Origin of the sequence: Pseudarthrobacter sp. CC12, from assembly GCF_039907755.1 — a bacterium.
Lineage (GTDB): Bacteria > Actinomycetota > Actinomycetes > Actinomycetales > Micrococcaceae > Arthrobacter > Arthrobacter niigatensis.
The window spans coordinates 1-20,893 of record NZ_JARDJH010000041.1 but is presented as its reverse complement, the minus strand read 5'-3'; the positions used below and the strand labels follow the sequence as shown (position 1 = coordinate 20,893).

General features: G+C 65.9%; 20 protein-coding genes, 1 other RNA gene and 1 riboswitch. Of the genes, 12 read left to right on the top strand and 9 right to left on the bottom strand.

From position 1 onward, the window contains the following. Nucleotides 1-27: 27 nt before the first annotated feature. Nucleotides 28-861, top strand: a complete 834-nt coding sequence (locus tag PV772_RS19950) for a DUF4097 family beta strand repeat-containing protein (protein ID WP_347887323.1) — start codon at nucleotides 28-30, stop codon at nucleotides 859-861. Between the two features lie 333 nt (nucleotides 862-1,194). Here PV772_RS19950 and rsrA read toward each other — a convergent pair whose 3' ends face one another. After that, nucleotides 1,195-1,455: a mycothiol system anti-sigma-R factor gene (rsrA, locus tag PV772_RS19945; protein ID WP_141160023.1), complete on the bottom strand. Its 261-nt coding sequence runs from the start codon at nucleotides 1,453-1,455 to the stop codon at nucleotides 1,195-1,197. Further along, the gene (locus tag PV772_RS19940) at nucleotides 1,452-2,225 is read right to left on the bottom strand and encodes a sigma-70 family RNA polymerase sigma factor (RefSeq protein WP_246839658.1); all 774 of its coding nucleotides are present in this window, start codon (nucleotides 2,223-2,225) and stop codon (nucleotides 1,452-1,454) included. Before PV772_RS19940 ends, rsrA begins: the two co-directional genes overlap by 4 nt. A gap of 275 nt (nucleotides 2,226-2,500) precedes the next feature. Between PV772_RS19940 and PV772_RS19935 the strand changes: the two genes are divergently transcribed. The 8 genes from PV772_RS19935 (at nucleotide 2,501) to PV772_RS19900 (ending at nucleotide 10,142) form a co-directional block, all read left to right on the top strand. Next, entirely contained in the window at nucleotides 2,501-3,049 is a 549-nt protein-coding gene (locus tag PV772_RS19935) for a DoxX family protein (protein WP_141160022.1), read from the top strand. Between the two features lie 6 nt (nucleotides 3,050-3,055). Next, on the top strand, nucleotides 3,056-4,441 hold the full coding sequence (aroA, locus tag PV772_RS19930; RefSeq protein ID WP_347887322.1) for a 3-phosphoshikimate 1-carboxyvinyltransferase: 1,386 nt from the start codon (nucleotides 3,056-3,058) through the stop codon (nucleotides 4,439-4,441). Continuing rightward, nucleotides 4,425-5,540: a ribosome small subunit-dependent GTPase A gene (gene rsgA, locus PV772_RS19925; RefSeq protein ID WP_141160020.1), complete on the top strand. Its 1,116-nt coding sequence runs from the start codon at nucleotides 4,425-4,427 to the stop codon at nucleotides 5,538-5,540. Before aroA ends, rsgA begins: the two co-directional genes overlap by 17 nt. 44 nt (nucleotides 5,541-5,584) lie before the next feature. Next, the gene (gene hisN / locus PV772_RS19920) at nucleotides 5,585-6,397 is read left to right on the top strand and encodes a histidinol-phosphatase (RefSeq protein ID WP_141160019.1); all 813 of its coding nucleotides are present in this window, start codon (nucleotides 5,585-5,587) and stop codon (nucleotides 6,395-6,397) included. A 152-nt stretch (nucleotides 6,398-6,549) separates the two neighbouring features. Continuing rightward, a riboswitch (SAM riboswitch) is annotated at nucleotides 6,550-6,663 on the top strand. A gap of 36 nt (nucleotides 6,664-6,699) precedes the next feature. Next, nucleotides 6,700-8,115, top strand: coding sequence for an aminotransferase class V-fold PLP-dependent enzyme (locus PV772_RS19915; protein WP_347887321.1), 1,416 nt, complete (start codon nucleotides 6,700-6,702; stop codon nucleotides 8,113-8,115). An 84-nt stretch (nucleotides 8,116-8,199) separates the two neighbouring features. Then, complete coding sequence (locus tag PV772_RS19910; protein ID WP_347887320.1) at nucleotides 8,200-8,958, top strand: class I SAM-dependent methyltransferase; 759 nt, start codon at nucleotides 8,200-8,202, stop codon at nucleotides 8,956-8,958. Between the two features lie 47 nt (nucleotides 8,959-9,005). Next, nucleotides 9,006-9,716 carry a metal-dependent transcriptional regulator gene (locus tag PV772_RS19905; RefSeq protein WP_347887319.1) on the top strand — a complete coding sequence of 237 codons (711 nt, stop codon included), beginning with the start codon at nucleotides 9,006-9,008 and terminating at the stop codon, nucleotides 9,714-9,716. A 48-nt stretch (nucleotides 9,717-9,764) separates the two neighbouring features. Next, nucleotides 9,765-10,142: a hypothetical protein gene (locus PV772_RS19900; RefSeq protein ID WP_347887334.1), complete on the top strand. Its 378-nt coding sequence runs from the start codon at nucleotides 9,765-9,767 to the stop codon at nucleotides 10,140-10,142. A gap of 44 nt (nucleotides 10,143-10,186) precedes the next feature. On the opposite strand, the gene PV772_RS19895 is transcribed toward PV772_RS19900, so the two are convergent. After that, nucleotides 10,187-11,170, bottom strand: coding sequence for a trypsin-like peptidase domain-containing protein (locus PV772_RS19895; RefSeq protein ID WP_141181852.1), 984 nt, complete (start codon nucleotides 11,168-11,170; stop codon nucleotides 10,187-10,189). Between the two features lie 162 nt (nucleotides 11,171-11,332). On the opposite strand from PV772_RS19895, the gene PV772_RS19890 reads away from it, so the two are divergent. After that, nucleotides 11,333-11,797 (top strand): pyridoxamine 5'-phosphate oxidase family protein, encoded by a 465-nt coding sequence (locus tag PV772_RS19890; RefSeq protein WP_141181853.1) that lies wholly within the window; start codon nucleotides 11,333-11,335, stop codon nucleotides 11,795-11,797. 12 nt (nucleotides 11,798-11,809) lie between these two features. Here the strand turns inward: PV772_RS19890 and PV772_RS19885 are convergent, their stop codons facing one another. Beyond that, entirely contained in the window at nucleotides 11,810-12,865 is a 1,056-nt protein-coding gene (locus PV772_RS19885) for a zinc-dependent alcohol dehydrogenase family protein (RefSeq protein WP_347887318.1), read from the bottom strand. Next, complete coding sequence (locus PV772_RS19880; protein ID WP_347887317.1) at nucleotides 12,862-13,809, bottom strand: hypothetical protein; 948 nt, start codon at nucleotides 13,807-13,809, stop codon at nucleotides 12,862-12,864. Before PV772_RS19880 ends, PV772_RS19885 begins: the two co-directional genes overlap by 4 nt. Before the next feature lie 95 nt (nucleotides 13,810-13,904). Here PV772_RS19880 and PV772_RS19875 point away from each other — a divergent pair, with 95 nt between their 5' ends. Both PV772_RS19875 and PV772_RS19870 read left to right on the top strand, forming a co-directional pair. After that, entirely contained in the window at nucleotides 13,905-14,375 is a 471-nt protein-coding gene (locus PV772_RS19875; RefSeq protein ID WP_141160011.1) for a pyridoxamine 5'-phosphate oxidase family protein, read from the top strand. Nucleotides 14,376-14,419: 44 nt separating this feature from the next. Continuing rightward, on the top strand, nucleotides 14,420-15,430 hold the full coding sequence (locus tag PV772_RS19870; protein ID WP_347887316.1) for a zinc-dependent alcohol dehydrogenase family protein: 1,011 nt from the start codon (nucleotides 14,420-14,422) through the stop codon (nucleotides 15,428-15,430). Nucleotides 15,431-15,464: 34 nt separating this feature from the next. Here the strand turns inward: PV772_RS19870 and PV772_RS19865 are convergent, their stop codons facing one another. The 4 genes from PV772_RS19865 to ssrA all read right to left on the bottom strand — a co-directional run bounded on the left by PV772_RS19865 (nucleotide 15,465) and on the right by ssrA (nucleotide 20,744). Then, nucleotides 15,465-16,490: an ATP-dependent 6-phosphofructokinase gene (locus PV772_RS19865; protein WP_347887315.1), complete on the bottom strand. Its 1,026-nt coding sequence runs from the start codon at nucleotides 16,488-16,490 to the stop codon at nucleotides 15,465-15,467. Continuing rightward, entirely contained in the window at nucleotides 16,487-19,675 is a 3,189-nt protein-coding gene (locus PV772_RS19860; protein ID WP_347887314.1) for an HAD-IA family hydrolase, read from the bottom strand. Before PV772_RS19860 ends, PV772_RS19865 begins: the two co-directional genes overlap by 4 nt. 57 nt (nucleotides 19,676-19,732) lie before the next feature. Continuing rightward, nucleotides 19,733-20,197 carry a pyridoxamine 5'-phosphate oxidase family protein gene (locus tag PV772_RS19855; protein ID WP_141181858.1) on the bottom strand — a complete coding sequence of 155 codons (465 nt, stop codon included), beginning with the start codon at nucleotides 20,195-20,197 and terminating at the stop codon, nucleotides 19,733-19,735. Between the two features lie 178 nt (nucleotides 20,198-20,375). After that, nucleotides 20,376-20,744: a transfer-messenger RNA gene (gene ssrA / locus PV772_RS19850) on the bottom strand. Between the last annotated feature and the right edge of the window lie 149 nt (nucleotides 20,745-20,893).

Below are 20,893 nucleotides of genomic sequence, written 5' to 3'. Positions count from 1 at the left end.
CGATATATCGCTTCTTTGGAGGGGACCATGCCCGGAGGGAACTGGACCGTCACAGGCCCGCAGAGCATTGACGTCGACGCCGTGACGTCGCTGAAGCTGGGCCTGGTCAGGGGCAGCTTCACCATCACCGAACACGATGACCCATCGGTCCGTCTCCAATTCTCGGAGGTCCATGGCGACCCCGTAGCGGTGTCCCTGAACGGCGGGCGGCTGGAAGTGCGGCATCAACTTCACGGCGCCCAGGGCTGGTTCAAGAACCTCATGGAGACTGTCAACCACAACAGCGACAATGCCGCGGCCGTCACTGTGGCAATTCCCCGTGGAGTGGAGGTGGAGGCCGGGACTGTGAGCGGCGAGGGCCTGGCGTCCGGCATTTCTGCCCACGTCCGGCTCAACACCGTGTCCGGCGCGGTCACGGCGGAGGACACCTCCGGAGAACTTCAGGTCAATACCGTCAGCGGCCAGGTGTCAGTCAGGAACCACCGGGGCGTCCTGACCGCCAAGAGCATCTCCGGCGAGGTCACCGCCTCCGGCCATTTCACGCACGTGCGCACCAATACCGTCAGCGGGCACCTTGACTTCAACCTGCTCGGTTACACCCAGGATTTTGGCTCCAATTCCGTGTCCGGAGACCTGACCATAACCCTGCCTGCCGACGTCGGGGTTGACATCGTGGCGAAGTCCGCAGGCGGAGCGGTCATCCTGGACGGCAGCCAATGCCTCCCCACCAACGGCAAAGTGGAGACCATTGCAGGCCCTGACATGCAACTGATGCTCGTCAGGACCAATTCGCTGTCCGGCAAAACCACCATCATCCACGCTCCCGGCCCCGTTGGCGCCGAGGGGGACGCGGAACGCTGAGGCTGCGCCGCGCGCCCCACCCTGCCCGGGCAGTCTCGATGAATACGGCCAAGCGGCCCGGCCGCAGGTCATCCGAAGTTTCCCGGTTCGCGGGCCGCCGGATCATGTGGGAGACTGGAGGGCAGCTCTTTTGAGTACAACATTAAGGAGGCCAGCTATGAGCAAGCGTGCACGCAAGCGTCGTGACCGTAAGCGTGGCGGCGCGAACCACGGGAAGCGCCCCAACACCTAGGCACATGCCAGGAACTACGGTTCAAGCGAAGGACCCCGCAAGCCAGTCGGCTTCCGGGGTCCTTTGCTGTTTGCGGCCCTGGCGGGCACGGGGCGCCGGTACTACGCCTCGACGGGACGGATGGCGTGTATCCGGTCCAGGATGGCGTTCTTCAGGTTGTCCGGAGCGGACTCCTTGCAGGAACGCTTGACCATGTTGCGGATGACGCATTCGAGGTCGTACTGCTCCGTGCATTCAGGGCAGTCATCGAGGTGGTTCTTGATTTCGGTAATATCTTCGCGGGTCAGTGCCCCGTCGAGGTACTCATAGATGCGTTGCATCCGGGTATCGTCGCAGTCGCCCAATCCCTGGCAGTCGCTCATTTCCTGTTCTCCTGTGCTTTGCTTCCTGCCGCATCCGACGCATCAGCGGCCGTTTTGAATCCCCGCTCGGCGGCGTATTCCGCGAGCATGTCCCGCAACATTCGGCGGCCGCGGTGGAGCCGGGACATCACGGTGCCGATGGGCGTATTCATGATGTCTGAGATTTCCTTGTAGGCGAAGCCCTCCACGTCAGCGAAGTAAACCGCCAGCCGGAACTCCTCCGGAATGTCCTGGAGCGCCCGCTTGACGTCCGAATCCGGAAGGTGGTCCAGTGCTTCTGCCTCAGCCGAACGTAGTCCGCTCGACGTGTGCGACTCCGCCCGGGCCAGCTGCCAGTCCTCTATGGTGTCCGAATTTGACTGCAGCGGCTCGCGCTGCCGCTTGCGGTACAGGTTGATGTACGTGTTGGTCAGGATCCGGTAGAGCCACGCCTTGAGGTTGGTGCCCGGCTTGTACTGGTGGAAGGCCGAGAAAGCCTTGGTGTAGGCCTCCTGGACCAGGTCCTCCGCGTCCGACGGGTTCCGCGCCATCCGCATCGCCGCAGAGTAGAGCTGGTCCACATACTGCATGGCGTCCCGCTCAAAGCGCAGGCGGCGCTGTTCCACGGTCTCCGCGGCAACGTCCAGCGTGCTGTCCTCGGCATCCGCTGCTGCGGCCGGTGGTTCGGTTGCTGCCTGCCCGGCAGGGAGCGGCGCTGCGCCTGCCCTGCCGTTCAATTCGCCGGGGGACGCCTCATACATGGCCGCGATGGCCGGATCCAGGGTACTCATTGCCTTCAAGTCTACTGTCAGGCGCCCCGCCGGGGGCATGCCGTACTCCGACGGCTCGGCGGCAAGCTTGTCCACTTCCACCGGTCCCGCCTGCCTGGTTCCGTCCAACACCTTCCGCAAGGCCAACTCCGCTCTGTATCGGGTGATTGATCGCCAGGGCCCACGTCGCGGACCCAGTCGACATAACCCCCTCCCGCGGGCAAATATTCCCCAAAAGTGCAAGACTAGGACCGACTCCGCCGCTTGCCGCGGCTCGTCCATCCAGGAGGAAATCCATGCCCTTTGTCCGCACCCTCGCCAGGCCCATGCTCGCCTCCAGTTTCATCCTTGCCGGACTGGACAAGCTCAAGAACTCCGACGACACCGCCCAGCAGCTCTCACCGCTGCTGCGCAAGGCTGCAGCCTCGCTTCCCTTCCAGACGAACGAGAAGACCCTGGCCCGCGTCATCGGCGGTACCCAGGTGGGCGCCGGCGTCCTGTTCGGCCTTGGCAAGTTTTCCCGGCTCTCGGCCGGCCTGCTCACCGTCGTTTCCCTCCTGAACACCTTCGTGGAATGGCGGAGCGCGGACATCAGCAGCAAGGAAGGGCGCGAGAACCGCAGGAACCAGCTGCTCAAGAACGTCTCCCTGAGCGGGGGTGCCCTGCTCGCCTCCGTGGACACGGCAGGCAAGCCCGGACTGGCCTGGCGCGCCGAGCACCTTGCCGCCGACGCGCGACGGAACGCCTCGCACCTGGCCGCCGACGCCCGCAGGACCACCACCAAGAAGCTGAACAAGGCGGACAAGGCTGTACGCCGCGCCGTCGAACACGCCGCGGGAGCCTAGGCACGAATGACCGCATCAGCTGCCACCCGGGAATCCGGAACACCTGTCCAGTACTGGGCCGCGCCTTTTGCGGCCCGGCCCGTCAATGCAACCGTGACGGTGCCCGGATCGAAGTCCCTGACCAACAGGTACCTGGTCCTGGCCGCCCTGGCGGACGGACCATCGCGCCTTCGGGCTCCCCTGCACTCCAGGGACTCCGCGCTGATGATCGATGCACTGAGGCAGCTCGGCGCCACCATCAGCGAAGTGCCCGGCGACGGCGCCTTTGGTCCTGACCTGGAAGTTGTTCCGATCCCGGCGTCAGCGGCGCCATCCACCACCAGGATCGACTGCGGGCTGGCCGGCACCGTCATGCGGTTCGTCCCACCACTTGCGGCGCTCCGCAGCGGAGCCAGCGTGTTCGACGGTGATCCGCACGCCCGGAAGCGTCCCATGGGAACCATCATCGAAGCCCTCAAAGCTTTGGGCGTCGCGGTTTCCGCCGAGGACGGGAGCACGCCGTCGTCCCTTCCCTTCGTGGTGGAAGGGACCGGCGCGGTCCGGGGCGGCCACCTGGTGATCGATGCCAGCGCGTCGTCGCAGTTCGTCTCCGCCCTCCTGCTGGTGGGAGCAAGGTTCGACGACGGCCTGCACCTTGAGCACGTCGGGAAACCGGTGCCAAGCCTGGACCACATCAACATGACGGTGGCTGTCCTCCGCGGCGCCGGCGTCTCCGTGGACGATTCGGTCCCCAACCACTGGGTGGTGGCCCCGGGACCCATACAAGCCTTCGACCAAAGAATCGAACAGGACCTCTCCAACGCGGGGCCGTTCCTGGCAGCGGCCCTGGCATCGCAGGGCACCGTCCGCATCCCCAACTGGCCCACGGAAACGCAGCAGGTGGGCGACCTCTGGCGCGGCATCCTCACCCGGATGGGAGCCACGGTCACCCTGGAGGACGGACTCCTGACCGTCACCGGCGGCCCCGAAATCAAGGGTGGCGACTTTGCCGACACCAGTGAACTGGCTCCTACGGTCGCGGCACTCTGTGCCCTTGCCACGGGGCCTTCCCGGCTCAGCGGAATCGCCCACCTTCGCGGGCACGAAACTGACCGGCTCGCCGCCCTGGTCACCGAGATCAACCGGCTCGGCGGCGACGCCGAGGAAACCAGCGACGGCCTGGTCATCCGGCCAGCCCCGCTGCACGCCGGCGTCGTCCACAGCTACGCCGACCACCGCATGGCCACTGCCGGGGCAATCCTGGGCCTCTCGGTAAGCGGCGTCCAGGTGGAGGACATCGCCACTACCGCCAAGACCATGCCCGACTTCCCGCAGCTGTGGGCCGGCATGCTGGCCCAGGCTGCTCCCGAGGTACCGCGGCCGGAAGAGCCTGGCAGTGGCGCGGAGCACTGACTCCTGGGACGAATCCGACGTCCGGATCCGCCCCAGCAAGAAAGGTTCCCGTCCCCGCACCAAAGACCGGCCCAGCCATGACGACGCCGTTACCGGGCGGATCATTACGGTTGACCGCGGCCGGTACACGGCAGTGGTGGGCGAGGACTCGGACAACGAGCGCATCGTCATCGCAGCGCGTGCCCGTGAACTCCGCCGGTCACCTGTCGTTGCGGGAGACTTCGTATCGCTCGTGGGGGACGTGTCAGGCGCGCCGGACACGCTGGCCCGCCTGGTGAAAATCCAGGACCGCCACACCCTCCTGCGCCGGAGCGCCGACGATACCGACCCCGTGGAGCGGGCGGTGGTGGCCAACGCGGACCAGCTGGTCATCGTGGTGGCGGCTGCCAACCCGGAACCCCGCACCGGGTTCATCGACCGTGCCCTGGTGGCTGCCTACGACGCCGGGATCGAGCCGATCCTGCTGGTCACCAAGGCCGACGTCAAGGACCCCGCCGAGCTCCTCTCCAATTACACGCACCTGGACTTCCCGGTGATCATCAGCAAGACCGCCGACGCTCAGGCTTCCGGGATCGACGCGCGCTCTGACGACGGCCTCTCCGCCCGGCTGGACAGCACTGCGGTGGCGGCCCTCCGCGCCCACCTCGACGGCAGGGTCACCGTGATGCTGGGGCACTCCGGCGTGGGCAAGTCAACCATGGTGAACGCGCTGACCGGTGCCGAGCGGGCCACCGGCGGCGTCAACGCCGTAACCGGACGTGGCCGCCACACGTCGTCGTCGGCCCTGGCCCTGCGCCTGGCTGACGCGCCGGCCGGAAGCTGGATCATTGACACCCCCGGTATCCGTTCCTTCGGACTGGCCCATGTGGACCCGGACCGGATCCTGCGCTCCTTCCCGGACCTCTCCCCTGGCATCGAAAACTGTGAACGCGGGTGCAAGCACACGGCAAACGCGGTGAACTGCGGCCTCGACGACTGGGTGGCAGGCGGGCACGCAGGTCCCACCGGCCCGGCACGCCTGGCGTCGCTCCGGCGCCTGCTCGGCACGGATCCGCGCATGGAAGCACAGGAAACCAAGGAGCTCGGCAGCGTCAACTGACGCGTTCTCCCGGCAGAAGCGTCCGCAGACGGTAGTTTGTAACCATGATCCAACCCGCTTCGAGCTACAACGATGACCTGCGCCTGGCCCATGTCCTGGCCGACTCCGTGGATGACCAGACCATGAGCCGCTTCAAGGCCCTGGACCTCCACGTTGAGACCAAGCCGGACCTGACGCCCGTCACCGACGCCGACAAGGCAGCAGAGGAAGCCATCCGCGGCCAGCTCTCCCGCTCCCGGCCCCGCGATGCCGTCCTGGGCGAGGAGTTCGGCAGCACCGGGCACGGTTCACGGCGCTGGATCATCGATCCCATTGACGGGACAAAGAACTTTGTCAGGGGCGTCCCGGTCTGGGCCACCCTGATCGCCCTGGTGGACGAAGGCGAACCCGTGGTGGGCGTGGTCAGCGCCCCGGCCCTCGGCAAGCGCTGGTGGGCGGCAAAGGGCATGGGCGCCTACATGGGCAGGTCCCTGGCAGCTGCCACCCGGCTGCGCGTCTCCAACGTGTCCAGCCTCTCCGACGCCTCCCTCTCCTACTCCAGCCTGAGCGGCTGGAAGGAACGCGGCAACCTCGACGATTTCCTCGGGCTGACCGAGGACGTCTGGCGGACCCGGGCATACGGCGATTTCTGGTCGTACTGCATGGTGGCAGAGGGCTCCGTGGACATCGCCTGCGAACCGGAACTCAACCTCTACGACATGGCTGCGCTGGTGCCGATCGTGGTCGAGGCGGGGGGCCGGTTCACCTCCCTCGAGGGCGAGGACGGACCGTTCGGCGGGAACGCGCTGGCCACCAACTCAATCCTGCACTCCGAGGTCCTGCACCGCCTCAACCCTTACCTGGACGATCTGCTGTAACTGCCACGGTTTGCCCGCTTGGACGAATATTGCGACGCCGGACACCTCCAGAAGGAGGTGTCCGGCGTCGTTTATTCGATATTGCGTAATAAAGCCCTTAACAATTGGCCCGGCTTCCAGCCTGGCCGCCCCATGTCCTACGCTTTTATTCAGGTCACGAGTGCCAGCGCAAAACCCCGGTTTGCTGGCCGGCAACCCTCCATTCGCGGCGGGGTGCCCCGGGTGACGACCAGGCCGGTCCGGAGTGGATGCGGCAAGCGCGGATTCCGTACGCCGGAGTCCTGTACACAAGTGAGGTCTCTGTGACAACTGCCACCGTCTCCCCCAAACCCGTCACCGAATCCGCCGTTGCTGCCGAACGCCGTGCCGCCGCCGGCCGCCCGCTCGCTGCAGTCACCGGGGCCGAAATCCAAGCACCACTGATAACCGGCGGCCACGTGCGGTACGCCAACCTTGATTACGGGGCATCGGCCCCTGCACTCTCCGTGGTGTCCGCTTACCTCAACGAGATCCTGCCCTACTACGCCAGCGTCCACCGCGGCGCCGGGTACGCCTCCCAGATCAGCACCTCCGTGTACGAGAACGCACGCAGCATCGTCCGGGACTTCGTGGGCGGCCGGCCGGACGATTCGGTCATCTTCACCCGGAACACCACCGATTCGCTGAACCTCCTGGCGGGCTGCCTGCCCCGGACGGACGGACGGCCCGCCGGTGACGTCCTCTACCTGGACATCGAACACCACGCCAACCTCCTGCCGTGGCAGGGCGTCCCGCACCGCAGCATCGTTGCCGCGGACACCATCGCCGGCACCCTTGACGCGGTCCGCGCCGAACTCGAACAGGGCGGCGTCAGCCTCCTGGCCGTCACCGGCGCCTCCAACGTCACCGGCGAGATCCTCCCCATCCGGGCCCTGGCCGCGCTGGCCCACCAGCACGGCGCCCGGATCGTGGTGGACGCGGCCCAGCTCGCGCCGCACCGCCGGGTGGACATCAGCGCGGACGACGTCGACTACCTCGCCTTTTCCGGCCACAAGCTGTACGCGCCGTTCGGCGCAGGCGTCCTGGTAGGCCAGCCTGACTGGCTGGATTCCGGCGTCCCGCACCTCGCCGGCGGCGGGGCGGTCAAGGAAGCACGGCTCGACGGCGTCAGCTGGGCCACCGGGCCGGCCCGCCACGAAGGAGGCTCGCCGAACGTCCTCGGCGCCGCCACCCTGGCACGCGCCACGCAGGTCATCGCCGAACTCGACCAGGACAGGTGGCATGCGCACGAGTCCGCGATCCGCTCCTTCCTGGTGGAGGGCCTCCAGGGCATCGACGGCGTCACCGTCCACCAGATCTTCAAGGACACCAATCCGGAAACGGACACCATCGGCGTGGTCAACTTCTCCGTCGAGGGCTACGACGCAGGGCTGGTGGCCGCCTACCTTTCCGCAGAGCACGGCGTGGGCCTGCGGGACGGACGCTTCTGCGCCCATCCCCTGCTGAAGCGCCTGGGCCTGCCGTCCGGCTCCCTCCGGGCGAGTTTCGGCGTGGGCTCGCGGCTGGAGGATGCTGAACGCCTCCTTGCCGGTATCCGGGCTTTGCGCAGCAACGGACTCGGGTGGGACTACGTGGTGGACGCAGGCCGCTGGGTGCCCGCCAACGACTTCCGCACCTACCCGCACTGGGCACCCAATACCCCCGGGACGGCCGGCGCGGCCCCCTGCCTCGACGACTAGCGGGGTAACGGCGGCTGCCTGCCGGCACCGGCCATGCGGTAAATTCGAAGGACATCCGCAGGCAGGACCGGAAGGAGGCCACGCGTGGTTCGGGGTGGCCCCAGGCTTGATCACGGCCGGCGCACGGAGCTCGGGCAGAGCTTCCAGGACGGCGGCCGCCACTACCAGCGCGTCCGCCCCGGCTATCCGGCGGAATCCGCACGGTGGCTGGTGCCTGCCGGGGCCCGTGACGCCCTGGACGTCGGGGCGGGTACCGGTAAATTCACCGCCTTGCTGCTGGCCATGGGACTGGATGTCACCGCCGTCGATCCTTCTGCGGACATGCTTGCCCAGCTGAAGACCCACTGCCCGGCCGCCACGGCTGCGGCGGGGACGGCCGAGGCCACAGGCCTTCGGGATGCGGCCTTCGACGTGGTCACCGTTGCCCAGGCGTGGCACTGGTGCGATCCCCTCGCTGCGAGCACCGAACTGGCTCGCGTCCTGCGCCCGCACGGAACCCTGGGCCTGGTCTGGAACCAGCTGGACACCTCTGTCCCCTGGGTGCACCGGCTCTCCCGGATCATGCACGCCGGCGACGTCTACCGGCCCGGCCACAAGCCCGTCGTCGGGCCCGAATTCCACGGGCTTGAGGGGCATGTGACGCACTGGCAGGACCGGGTGACCACCAGTGACCTGATGGAGCTCACCAAATCGCGCAGCTACTACCTGCGGGCCGGTGAGGCGACGCGGGCGAAGGTCCTTGCCAACCTCGACTGGTACCTGCACGAACACCTGGCCCATGCTCCGGGGCAGGAACTCGACCTCCCCTACCTGACGCTGGCCTGGCGCGCCGCCAAGGCCTGACCCGGGGCCGCCCCTGCCGGACCGGCCAAACCGGTAGGCTTGGACCTGTGAAGACCAGCGCGCCCTCCTCCTCGATCGAGGACTACGTCAAGGTCATCTATTCATTCACGGAATGGCAGGACAAGCCCATCACGTCCTCCCAGCTGGCACAGCGGCTGGGCGTGGCGAATTCCTCGGTGTCGGAGATGGTCCGCAAGCTGAAGGACCAGGGGCTGGTGGACCACAAGCCCTACAGCGCAGTCACCCTGACCGAGTCCGGCCTGCGCCTGGCCCTGTCAATGGTCCGGCGCCACCGGCTCATCGAGACCTACCTCGTCCAGCGTCTTGGCTACAGCTGGGACGAGGTCCACGATGAAGCCGAACAGCTGGAGCACGCGGTCTCGGATACGTTCATCGAACGCGTCGCAGCCAAACTCGGAAACCCGGAACGGGACCCGCACGGCGATCCCATTCCCACCGCGGACGGCCAGGTGCTGATGCCCAGCGCCCATCTCCTCGCCGGGCTGGACCAGGGGCACAGCGGAAAAATCACCCGTATCAGCGATGACAATCCTGAGCTCCTGCGGTATCTCGCCGCCCAGGACATCGATCTCGACGCCGAGGTTGAGGTACTGGGTCGGCGCCCGTTCGGCGGTGCACTGATGGTGCGCATCGCCGGCCCCGGCGGCACCCGCGACTTCGACCTTGCGGATGAGATCGCCTCGGCGTTGTGGGTCTCCACCGAAACGCCCCACCCCGGCTGCATCCTGGGAAGCTGAATCACCGGCGCACCGCCGATTTGGCCGCCTCCCGTATCGTGGAACGTGATGATCAGCAGACGCGACGCAGCAATAACCCTGGATGTTCCCCTTGAGATGGCGCAGCGCCATGGCCTGCCGAAGTGGATGTCTGAGGCCGAGCTCCGCAGCATCCTGGACAATCCCCCGCCCTGGCTGGTGCAGTCACGGGCCAACCGCACCGGCAAACGGCCCGTCTGGGTGCACCTTGAGTGCGCCGTGTGCGGGTACGAGGAGGCTGCCCGGCCCAAGAAGTGGTGGCCGGACTTCACCTACGTGGTGTGCGGGCACCACGCGCCGTCCGAGGTTCCCCCCGTGCGTCCCGGGTGCGTGCGCAGCGAGTACGACGGCGTGGGGACGCGTTTCGTAGGCATCGCTGACGTGGAAGCCCCCCAGGTCAGCCCCTAGCCTTTCGTATGTGCCTGCCCATGGTGCCGGCCCGCCGTCGGCCGTTATCCAGCTCCGTTGGCCGTCATTTCCTCCGGAACCGCCGTCAGGTGGCGTTCTGCGCCATCGCGCAGCACGGCAAGGTTGAGCGGCTGGCCGATGGCATCGGCGAACAGCAGGCGCTGCAGGCTTTCGGCGTTGCTGACCGGGCGGCCCCCGGCCGTGACGATGACGTCCCCTGCCGACAGGCCTGCCTTGTCTGCAGGCGACCCGGGCAGTACCTCTACGACGCGGAGCCCTTCACGCAGCCCGGTGCGGATCACGGCGCTGGATCCGAGCTGCATCGGGGTACTCACCAGGCCCAGGTACGCGCGGCGCACCCTTCCGTCTGACAACAGCGCGGAGATGATCCTGCGGGTGGTCGCGTTGATCGGAATTGCCAGTCCCAGGCCGGCTCCGGCCACTGCGGTGTTGATGCCCACGATCCTGGCGTGAGTATCCGCCAAGGCACCGCCGGAGTTGCCGGGGTTCAGTGCCGCATCGGTCTGGATGACGTCCTCGATGACCCGCCGGTTACCGCCCGACCAGACTGGAATGGCCCTGCCCAGCCCGCTGACCACCCCCGCGGTCACCGAACCGGCCAAGCCCAGCGGGTTGCCCACGGCCACCACCAGCTGCCCGACCCGGAGGGATTCCGCCGCGCCGAACACGGCGGGCCGGATTCGCGGCCGCGAACCGTGCACCACCGCAAGGTCGGACAAGGGGTCCGCGCCAACGAGTTCCAGCTCCATCCTGCTGCCGTCGCCGAAGACCGCGAAGCCGTGCCGGGTGCCGGCCACCACGTGGGAATTGGTGAGCAGGTAGCCGTCCTCGGTGAAGAGGACGGCCGAACCTGCGCCCACCCGGGCCCGGCCATTGCGGCGCTGCGCCGTCATCTCGATTGCTGCCACGTGGGGCGTCACGGCAGCTGCCACCCGCATCACTGTTTGCGAGTACGAGTCCAGGACATCGTCATTGTCCGCTGTTATTGGTACCTGCGCCTGGTCCATGGCGCACCTCCGGCTTTGAGTGCCGCTTCCGGCTGTTCCGTGCCCTCTGGGGCCCTTACGGGAATCAACGGTGAACGGCCTGGATCCAGTCCCGTCGCGGCTACGCCTTGGGTGAACGCCCCAGCAGTGCACACCCGCGCTCCAGGCCCTAGGATCGGTACCATGGCTGATTCCGCTGGTGGGTCTCGAACAGAAGTGCTGAATCCCGATGAATGCTGGCGGTACCTTCGGTCCTCATACATCGGCCGGCTGGCAGTCATCAATGGTGACGTTCCCGAGATTTTTCCGGTCAACTTTTCCGTTGCCGGGGAATCGCTGGTGTTCCGTACCGCGCCCGGCACCAAGCTGCGCGCCCTGCTCAGCGGCGCAGTCGCGGCACTCGAGGTGGATGGACTGAACCCTTACGCCACGGAAGTCTGGAGCGTGGTGGCTAAGGGCAAGCCGGAAGAATTCGATGGGACCCGGATGACGCTCCCCGACTCCGATGCCGACCGCGAGCCGTGGGAGCCCGGGATCAAGGACCACCTGGTAGCTTTGACCCCCACGGAGCTCACCGGACGGCGGTTCGCCGTCAGGTCCCGGACACGGTGGTGGCCGCCGGTGGACTTCTCCGCAGACTGGCTGTAGCGGTGTCCGGATTCACGCCGTGATGATCACTTTGAGGGCCTTGGTTTCGGCAGCCCGGGAAAAGGTGTCGTAGGCGTCAAGGAACTGACCGAAACCAAAATGGTGCGTGGCGAATTTCTCCGCCCTGATCTTTCCCTGGGCCACCAGCTTGAGCAGCATGGGCGTCGTGTTGGTATTCACCAGCCCCATGCTGATGCTGATGTTTTGGATCCACAGGTTTTCCAGGTGCAGCTCCACGGGTTTTCCATGCACCCCGACGTTCGCCACCGAACCACCGGGCCGTACGATGTCGGTGCACATGCCAAATGTTGCCGGCACGCCAACAGCTTCAATGGCCACATCGACTCCCTGTCCCCCTGTCAGGGCCAGGACCTGTTCCTTCCAGTCACGGCTGCCTGACAGGACCGTGTCCGTGGCGCCAAACTCCTTTGCCTTCTCCAGGCGGTTGGCGTCCAGGTCGATGGCCACCACCGTAGCGGCGCCGTACAGCCCTGCTGTGGTGATCGCCGCCAGTCCCACCGGCCCGGCACCGACCACGGCCACGGTGTCGCCGGGCTTTACCCGGCCGTACTGGACGCCGATTTCGAATCCCGTGGGGAGGATATCGGAGAGCATGACGGCCTGTTCGTCGCTGACGCCGGCAGGCAGCAGGTGCAGGGAATTTTCGGCATAGGGCACCCGGACGTACTCCGCCTGGGTACCGTCAATGAGGTGCCCGAAGATCCATCCCGTGCCTTCCTGGCCCTCGCCGCCCAGGCAGTGCGAGTAGAGTCCGGCCTTGCAGTTGGCACAGTGGCCGCAGGACTTGATGCACGAGATGATGACACGGTCGTTCACGTTTAGCCCCGTCACGGAAGGCCCGGTTTCCACGATGGTTCCCACCCCCTCGTGGCCCAGGATCCGGCCTTTTTCGACGGCGGGCACGTCACCTTTGAGGATGTGCAGGTCGGTACCGCAGATGGTGGTGGTATCGATTTTGACAATGACGTCGCCGGGTTGCTGGATCCGGGGGTCCGGAACATCCGTCCATGACTTGTTGCCGGGTCCGCCGTAGACGAGGGCTTTCATGCGTTTCTCTTTACTGTGGGGGACGGCTTTTCGAGGGTTTGCCGGCCGGAGCGCTCGGATTGCTGAGGGATGGGTTGGGAGCCGGCGGCAGCTGCTGCCAGTGGATTCACGGCCTTCAGTTTGGCCAGATGCAGGCTTCCAAGCACCAGGAAGAGCCCCGAGAGCCCAAGTGCGGGAAGGAAGGCGGCCAGGCTTGGTTCTGCACCGAAGAGGGGTTTGACCAGTTCACCCGCCGCCAGGGAGAAGATGAGGGTGAAGCCGAGGACGTACAGGGCCGGGAGAAGCAGCAGACCCGTACGGTGGTTCCGGTACGTGAGGAAGGCAAGGATCAGGAATCCGGGCATGATGAAACAAAGGTCCAGGATGAAGATCGAGTAGAGGGAATCGATTTGTTCGCCGCTCCGCATGAGGGGCAGGAGCATGCCAATCCACAGGGGGTAGAAGATGAGCGGCTGAAGGATGGCGCCGGCTGCTGAAGCAATCCTGGGTGCACGAGAAAGGGAGACGGATGGCGCGTCGCGGGCCACGGTGGCCCCGGCGGTGACCAAGGCCCAGAATGACAGGGCGAAGACTGCCATGTAGAGCAGGTACAGGCCGTTGTAGGTCCGCTCAATGACATAGATCCCGTAGGCGTAGAAGAGGTAGCCAAGGAGTCCCAGGGCCACGATCTGGAATTTGGCCCTCTGGGGCTTTGCCGCATACGACAGGTACAGCAATCCGAGCCCGGCCGCCACTGACAGCAGGTCCTGGGAGTAGGCGCCGGGGACCAGGTCGGGGGCCACCACGCCATTGTAGATTCCAGGGCGCCAGACCCCGGTTGCCGCAGCAGCCAGCGCCAGCAGTCCGGCGACGGCCCACAGCACGCGGTTGAGGAACAAGTGCGTCAGCATGGCCACCTCCCGCAGGAAGATCAGGGTTTCCCGGGTGTTCCCACAGCGTCCCATTGGGCCGCCCCGGGCCCAAGGGCCATTGGTCCTGCCCTTGACGCCGGGCCTTTGTGCCCTTTCCCGATGCCGAAGAGTTGCCTACGCTGTGCCCTATGACTGACAAATCAAACGTACCCGTGCCGGAAATCCTCGACCCTGAAGAGTGCTGGGACCTCCTGGGCCAAACCGGGGTGGGACGGCTCGCCGTCATCGCCGATGGCCACCCCGACGTGTTTCCCGTCAACTTCAAGGTTGATGGTGACACGCTGGTTTTCCGCACCGGGTCAGGAACCAAGCAGCAGGCCATCCAGTCGGATGCCACGGTGGCCCTGGAAGCAGACGCCGTCAGTTCGCAGTTCGGGCTTGCGTGGAGCGTCGTCGTTAAGGGCAAGGCTGCCGAGACAACACCCACTGGACCCGACCTGGATGACATCCGGCGCGCCTTGTTCCCCTGGCAGGGCGTGGGCCAGGAGTACTTCATCCGGATTACACCGGAGTCGGTGACGGGCAGGCGTTTCACGATGAACGCCCCGCTGCTGTGGCAGGCCCCGCTGGACGAGGCAACCCGCGCCGGTCTCGAGTAGGCGGCCCGGACCGGCAGGTGCGCAGGTTCCAGGCAGGAGATCCAGTGCGTGCATGGTGGGTAGGCGAGCCCGGTCCCATGTCCACCCGCCCGCTGGTCCAGGGGATCCGTGCAGTTCCCAGGCCTGCGGCCGACGAGATACTGGTGGACGTGACCGTCTGCGGTGTGTGCCGCACCGACCTCCATCTCGCCGAAGGTGACCTCTCCCCGCGGCGCCCCCACGTGGTGCCGGGGCATGAAGCTGTCGGAGTCGTCGTCGAAACCGGAGCGGATTGTTCCCGTTTCGCGGCAGGCGACAGGGTTGGCGTGGCGTGGCTGGGTGGCGTATGTGGCAGCTGTGCTTACTGCCGCCGCGGCGACGAGAATCTGTGCAGGTCACCGGTGTTCACGGGCTGGGACAGGGATGGGGGCTATGCCGAGCAACTGGTTGTCGCGGAGGATTTCGCCTACCCGGTGCCAGCTGGCTTCACTGACGAACAGGCCGCGCCGCTGCTGTGCTCGGGGATCATCGGATACCGGGCCCTGAAGCGTGCGGCCCTGCCCGTTGGCGGGCGCCTTGGCATCTACGGTTTTGGCAGCTCCGCGCACATCACCGCCCAGCTTGCCATCAAACAGGGTGCCTCCGTGTTTGTCATGACCCGGTCTGACAGTGCCCGGTCCCTCGCCAGGAAGTTGGGAGCCGACTATGCGGGGGACGCTTATGACGAGCCGCCGGTACCCCTCGATTCCGCGATTCTTTTCGCACCGGTGGGAGAACTTGTCCCGGCTGCGCTGCGCGCCCTGGACAGGGGTGGAACCCTCGCCATCGCCGGAATCCACCTGAGCGACATCCCGGCCCTCAATTACAGCACGGAACTCTTCTACGAACGTCAAGTGCGGAGCGTAACAGCCAATACCCGGGCTGACGGGCATGAGTTCCTGACTCTCGCAGCCAGGCTGTCCCTGGCCCTCACCACGACGACCTACCCGTTCGACGCAGCAGACAGGGCCCTCGACGACCTGGCCGCCGACAGGATAACCGGTTCAGCGGTCCTCCGGGTCCGGGCGGAACGGTAGGCTCTGCCCAACAGGTCCCCTGCCTCATCCTGCCTCATCCAAACAGGACAGCGGCCGCCTCGTACCGTGCTTCAGGGACCACCTTCAGTTCTCCCAGCGCTTCCCCCAGGTCAACATTGACTATGTCCGTACCACGCAGCGACACCATGGTGCCCCATCTGCCGGCGGCTGCCGATTCGACAGCGGCCAGCCCCAGCCTGGTGGCAAGGACCCGGTCGAAGGCCGTGGGTTCGCCGCCACGCTGAATGTGGCCCAAAACGGTGGCGCGCGTTTCGATGCCGGTCCGTGTCTGCAGTTCCCCTTCGAGCAGCAGGCCGATCCCTCCCAGTCGCGGCCGCCCAAAAGTATCCAGGCCACGGGGTGCGTAGGGTGCTTGGTGACCCTCGGGAGCGAAGGCCTCGGCCACCACCACAAGGGGAGCCCGGCCTCGGTCCCGGGCTGACAGTACCCACGAACATATTTGGTCCAGGGACACCGGATGTTCAGGTATCAGGATGGCGTGCGCGCCCGACGCCATGCCGGAATGCAGTGCTATCCAGCCGGCATTCCTGCCCATGACCTCTGCGACCATGCACCGGTGGTGCGATTCGCCAGTAGTCCGGAGGCGGTCGATGGCTTCGGTGGCAGTCTGGACCGCGGAATCAAAGCCGAAGGTGTAGTCCGTGGCACCGAGGTCATTATCGATGGTCTTTGGGACACCCACCACATTGATGCCCTGCCCGCACAATTCCCGGGCAGCTGCCAGTGTCCCCTCTCCCCCAATGGCAATCAGGCCGTCCAGTTCGTGGCGCCGGACGCAGGCGCGGACACCTTCGATCCCCTTCCCCACCAACGGATTGGTCCGGGACGTGCCCAGGATGGTTCCGCCCAGGCGGGAGATACCGCGGACACTCGTCCGGGGCAAAGGAAAAACGTCCTGCTCCAGGACACCCCGCCACCCGTCCCGGAACCCGATGAATTCGTAGCCATGCGCCACGTCTCCGCCCAGCACGGCTCCCCGGATGACCGCGTTGACGCCGGGGCAGTCACCGCCGCTGGTGAGGATGCCCAGCCGCTTCACGGCACCACCACCCCCGCAGCGCGGGCAGGGAGCGGGAAGTGCCGGGTCTGCCCGGCGGGAAGGAACACGTCATTGCCATGGACCCGTACCTTGATGGGGCCGGCGTCACCTGGAGCGGAGGCGATACTCATATCCCCGCCCTTGAGATGAATGCGGAGGCGGTGCCCCCGGTAGAGGACCTCAAAAGCAACGGCCCGCAGCCCGGTGGGGAGGTTGGGGGCAAACAAGATGGTGTCGCCGCTGAACCGCAGCCCCGCAAAACTGCGCTGCACTACGTCGATGGTTCCAGCCATCGCGCCCAAATGGATGCCCGCGCGCGTGGTGCCATGCTGGGTATCGTCGAGGTCGGCGTCGAGCGCTTCCCGGAAGCTGTCCCACGCCCGGTCCGCGTCCAGGCCGGCCAGGACCGATGCGTGCGCAACCCGGCTCAGCGTGGAGCCGTGGGCCGTCCGGGCAAGGTAATACTCGATCGTCCGGTTGAGCTGTTCGTGCGTGAACCCGTAGCCCAAGCGCTGCAGCACGGTGACCAGCCCATCGTGTCCCAGGAGGTACGGGAGCATCAGGACATCCGCCTGCTTCGCCAGTTTGTAATGGTTGGTGGCGTCGTCTTCTGCCTCGAGGATCAGGTCCAGCCGCTCAATGTCGCCATAGGTGTCCCGGTAATGGTCCCAGTCAAGTTCCTGCAGATCCCCGTAACCAGCAAACTGGCTGATGACGCCGTCGCTGTGAAAGGGCACGTACATGAAAGTCCCCAAACGCTCCCACCCGGCGGCTTCGGCATCCGTGACGCCAAGGCGGTCCATCAGCCCCGCGCGCTCGCTGCCGTGCAGGAATGAGAGGATGCCTGCTGCCTGGGAACAAACCCAGGCGGCCATGACGTTCGTGTACGCGTTGTCGTCCAGGCCCGGTTTGTCACGGTCCGGGTAGCCAGTATGGTATTCATCCGGTCCCACCACGCCCCGCACGTGGTACCTGCCGCCTGTCTCGTCGTACTCCGCCAGGGAGCAGAAGAAGCGGGCAACTTCAACCACCAGCTCAGCACCCTTCTGCAGGAGCCAGATCTTGTTCCCGGTGGCCTGGAAGTACTGCCATGCGTTGAAGGCGACGGCCAGGCCGGAGTGCACCTGCAGATGCGAATAGTCCCGGACCCATCTGCCGGACCTGTCGTTGTACAGCCATTTCGGGGTTTCCTCGCTCCCGTCGCTGCCGCTTTGCCAAGGAAACTTTGCTCCCTCCTGCCCGGCCAACGATGCTGCATGCCGGGCCGCGGGCAGCCTGCGCCACCGGTAGTCGAGTACCGACCGGGCAATATCCGGAGTTCGTGAAGTCAGCACCGGAAGGACAAACAGCTCATCCCAAAAGACGTGGCCGCGGTAGCCCTCCCCGTGGAGTCCGCGTGCCGTCACGCCGGCATCCAGTTCGGCCGTGTGGTGGGTCAAGGTCTGCAGCAGGTGGAAGATATGCAGGTTAAGGACCATGCGCACGGGCAGCGGGGCGTCAATCTCCACCAGGAAAGGTCGGAGCTCACGCCGCCAGGCCTCCTCGTGGGCGGCGAGCAGCACATCGAAATCCCCGGGCGCGCGCTCAAGCACTGAACGGGCACCCGTTTCGGGCGAGGAGATGGCACGGTCGCGGGAGGTCACCACCGCCACTGACTTGGTGATCCGCGCCGTGGTACCGGTTTCAAGGAGAACCGGCAGGGTCTGGAAATGGAAGGCTCCGATCGCGCCCCCGGTAACGTGTGCGGCGGCCGGCGAGACCTGCGTCCGGTAGGCCACGGCGATGCGGATGAGGCTTTGGGTGGTTTCAACCTCGACGACGGAGGTACCGTCAGGACGCACCTCCGGGTCCGGGCGCTGAGGGGCCGTCTTGTCGGCCAGGTGGACATCGGAGCCCTGGGCACGTTCGGGGAGGTTCGCGTTGCGGACTCCGGCGTCAATTCCGCTGCGGACCTCCACCATGCCGCTCCAGCCCAAGGCCGTGATCGCCGTCTGAAGGACCAGCAGGTGAGGCTCGGCCATGGATGCAAATCGTGTCTGCACCACCTCCAGGCGCCGCCCGTCGGCACCTTCCAGCAACAGCCTTCGCTCCAGCACCGCCTTTTTGAGGTCCAGGACCCTGCGCTCGCGGACGACGTACAGCCCGCCCGCAGACCACCATTCCTGCCCGGCCAGGCGCAGGTCAAGCGGAAGGCAGTTGGGCGCGTTGACCATGTGTTCTTCCAACAGCATCTCGTCGGCGGACTTCGCCCTGACCCGGTTGTAAATGCCGGCGAGGTACATGCCTGCGTAGCTGTACGGACCGCCCTCGGGGGCCGCTCCACGAACGCCCAGGTAGCCGTTGCCCAGGGTGGTCAGGGCCTCCCGGTGTCCTTCGTGCCCGGCGTCAAAACCTTCAAACACAAGGTGCCAGGCATTGCCGATCACCTGGCCCAAGTCCAGCTCGCCCACATCGTTGAGGACAGTGTCCGCCCCCGCGGCTTCAAGCTGCCGGCGGTTCCCGGCCCGGTCGATTCCCACCACCAGGCCAAAACCGCCGCGCCGCCCGGCCTCGACACCAGCGGCCGAATCCTCAATCACCACGGCATGTGACGGACTGACGCCAAGCCTTGCTGCGGCAGCCAGGAAGACGTCAGGGGCAGGCTTTCCCTGCAGCCCAAGCGCTGCCGCCGTCGTCCCGTCCATGACGACGGTGAAGAGATCCTGGACGCCCGCTGCTTCCAGGACCGATGCCGCGTTTCGGCTCGAGGTGACAACGGCCATGGGCACTGCAGCCTCGGTGAGCCGGCGCAGCAGCTGCAGGGTCCCGGGGTAGCTTTGGACCCCGTCCCGCCGGAGGTGTTCCAGGAACAGCTCGTTCTTCCACTGGCCCAGGCCGAATCCTGTCCAGGCACCGGCTTCATCTGTTTCGTGCCCCTTCTCAAGAAGCACTCCCCTGGCTGCCAGAAACCGCACCACTCCTTCCTCGCGCGGCATGCCGTCGATATAGGTGAGGTAGTCGGCCCTGCTGAGCGGGGCACGGTCGGTGCCCCGCGGAATCCTGGGGTCGTGCAGGATCCGGGCGAACGCGTCCTTCCACGCTGCCTGATGCACCAGTGCCGTGTTGGTGACCACCCCGTCCAGGTCGAAAATGACGGCGTCAAACGGTGGCTTGGCAGCGGCAGCGGCGGTGGGCGACGCAATCATAGGACATTGCTACCAGCAAGCAGGACTTCAGCAAAGGGCCGATGGGCCCTCCACCCGCTAAGCCGTGTCCCTGGCCGCCGTCTCCCCTACATGGTTCCACCATGTCAGCGGTGATGTGATGACGAAGCGCCGGCCTGTGACGGAGGTGGGGACGATGCGGACGAAGTGGTCCTTCTCTCCCGCCTGCCAGGGAAACAGCGTCAGGGCGGCTCCCGCCAGGAGTTCCTGGGTGGGCTCCAGGATGACGGCCTTGCCTTTGACCAGCACGCTCCAGGCTTTTGAGTCGTCGTGGCCGTCTGCTTCAAGCGCGACGGCGAGTGGTCCCCCGGCGGCCCGCAGCTTGGTTCCTTCCCCGGTGCGGAAGACAACTGACTGCTGGTCCACTTTGTAATTTACGGGGAAAACTTCCGGATATCCGTCCACCAGCACAGCCAGGTGGCCAACAGACACTCCATGCAGGAGGTCCCAGCACGTGGCGGCGTCCAGGACTTCAGTGGGCAGTTGCGCCGGGTCGTTGTGCATGCCTTGACGATAAGGGCGGGGCCGGCCGACCCGCTAGAGCCCTTAGGCCCTGCCGGCATTCCCGGTGCGGGCGCCCCGGTATCCGGGCAGCCGGGCAAAGAAAAACACCCCGGTCAGGAGACCGGGGTGTTTTTCGATGACTCGGCCCATCCGCAAAGGATGTCCCGATTCATCTCGGGGGTGGAGATGGGGGGAATTGAACCCCCGTCCGATGTCGTGTTGTCAGGGCTTCTCCGGGCGCAGTTTGCGTCGGATTTTCTCGGCCCCAGCCATGCTGCAAACAGCTGGCTGATCCGGGCCCAGTCACCTAAAAGTCCCGTTTACTCCGATGACGGGAGTAAACAGCAGTGGCTATCTAAATGACGCCAGGATCCGGGGCGATAGCAACCTCGGGCTGACGGACTGTCTTACTGCTTAGGCAGCAAGAGCGAAGTCAGTGCGCTTAGAATTGGCACTTATTGGTTTGCAGACAGCGTTTACGAGATAAATCTGCATCCTCGGCCCGCTTCACCTGTCGCGACTAACATCGTCGAAACCGATCATCCCCGTATTTTGTTACCAAACCGGCTGGCACGCCTGCCGGACTACCCATACTAACGCATACCCGCCCGAAATAATTCCTAGCTGTAATTCCCACGGACGTTGTGAACAGCGTGGCGTGATGTAAAGGGCGAGGGCCGCCGGTATCGATTTGGG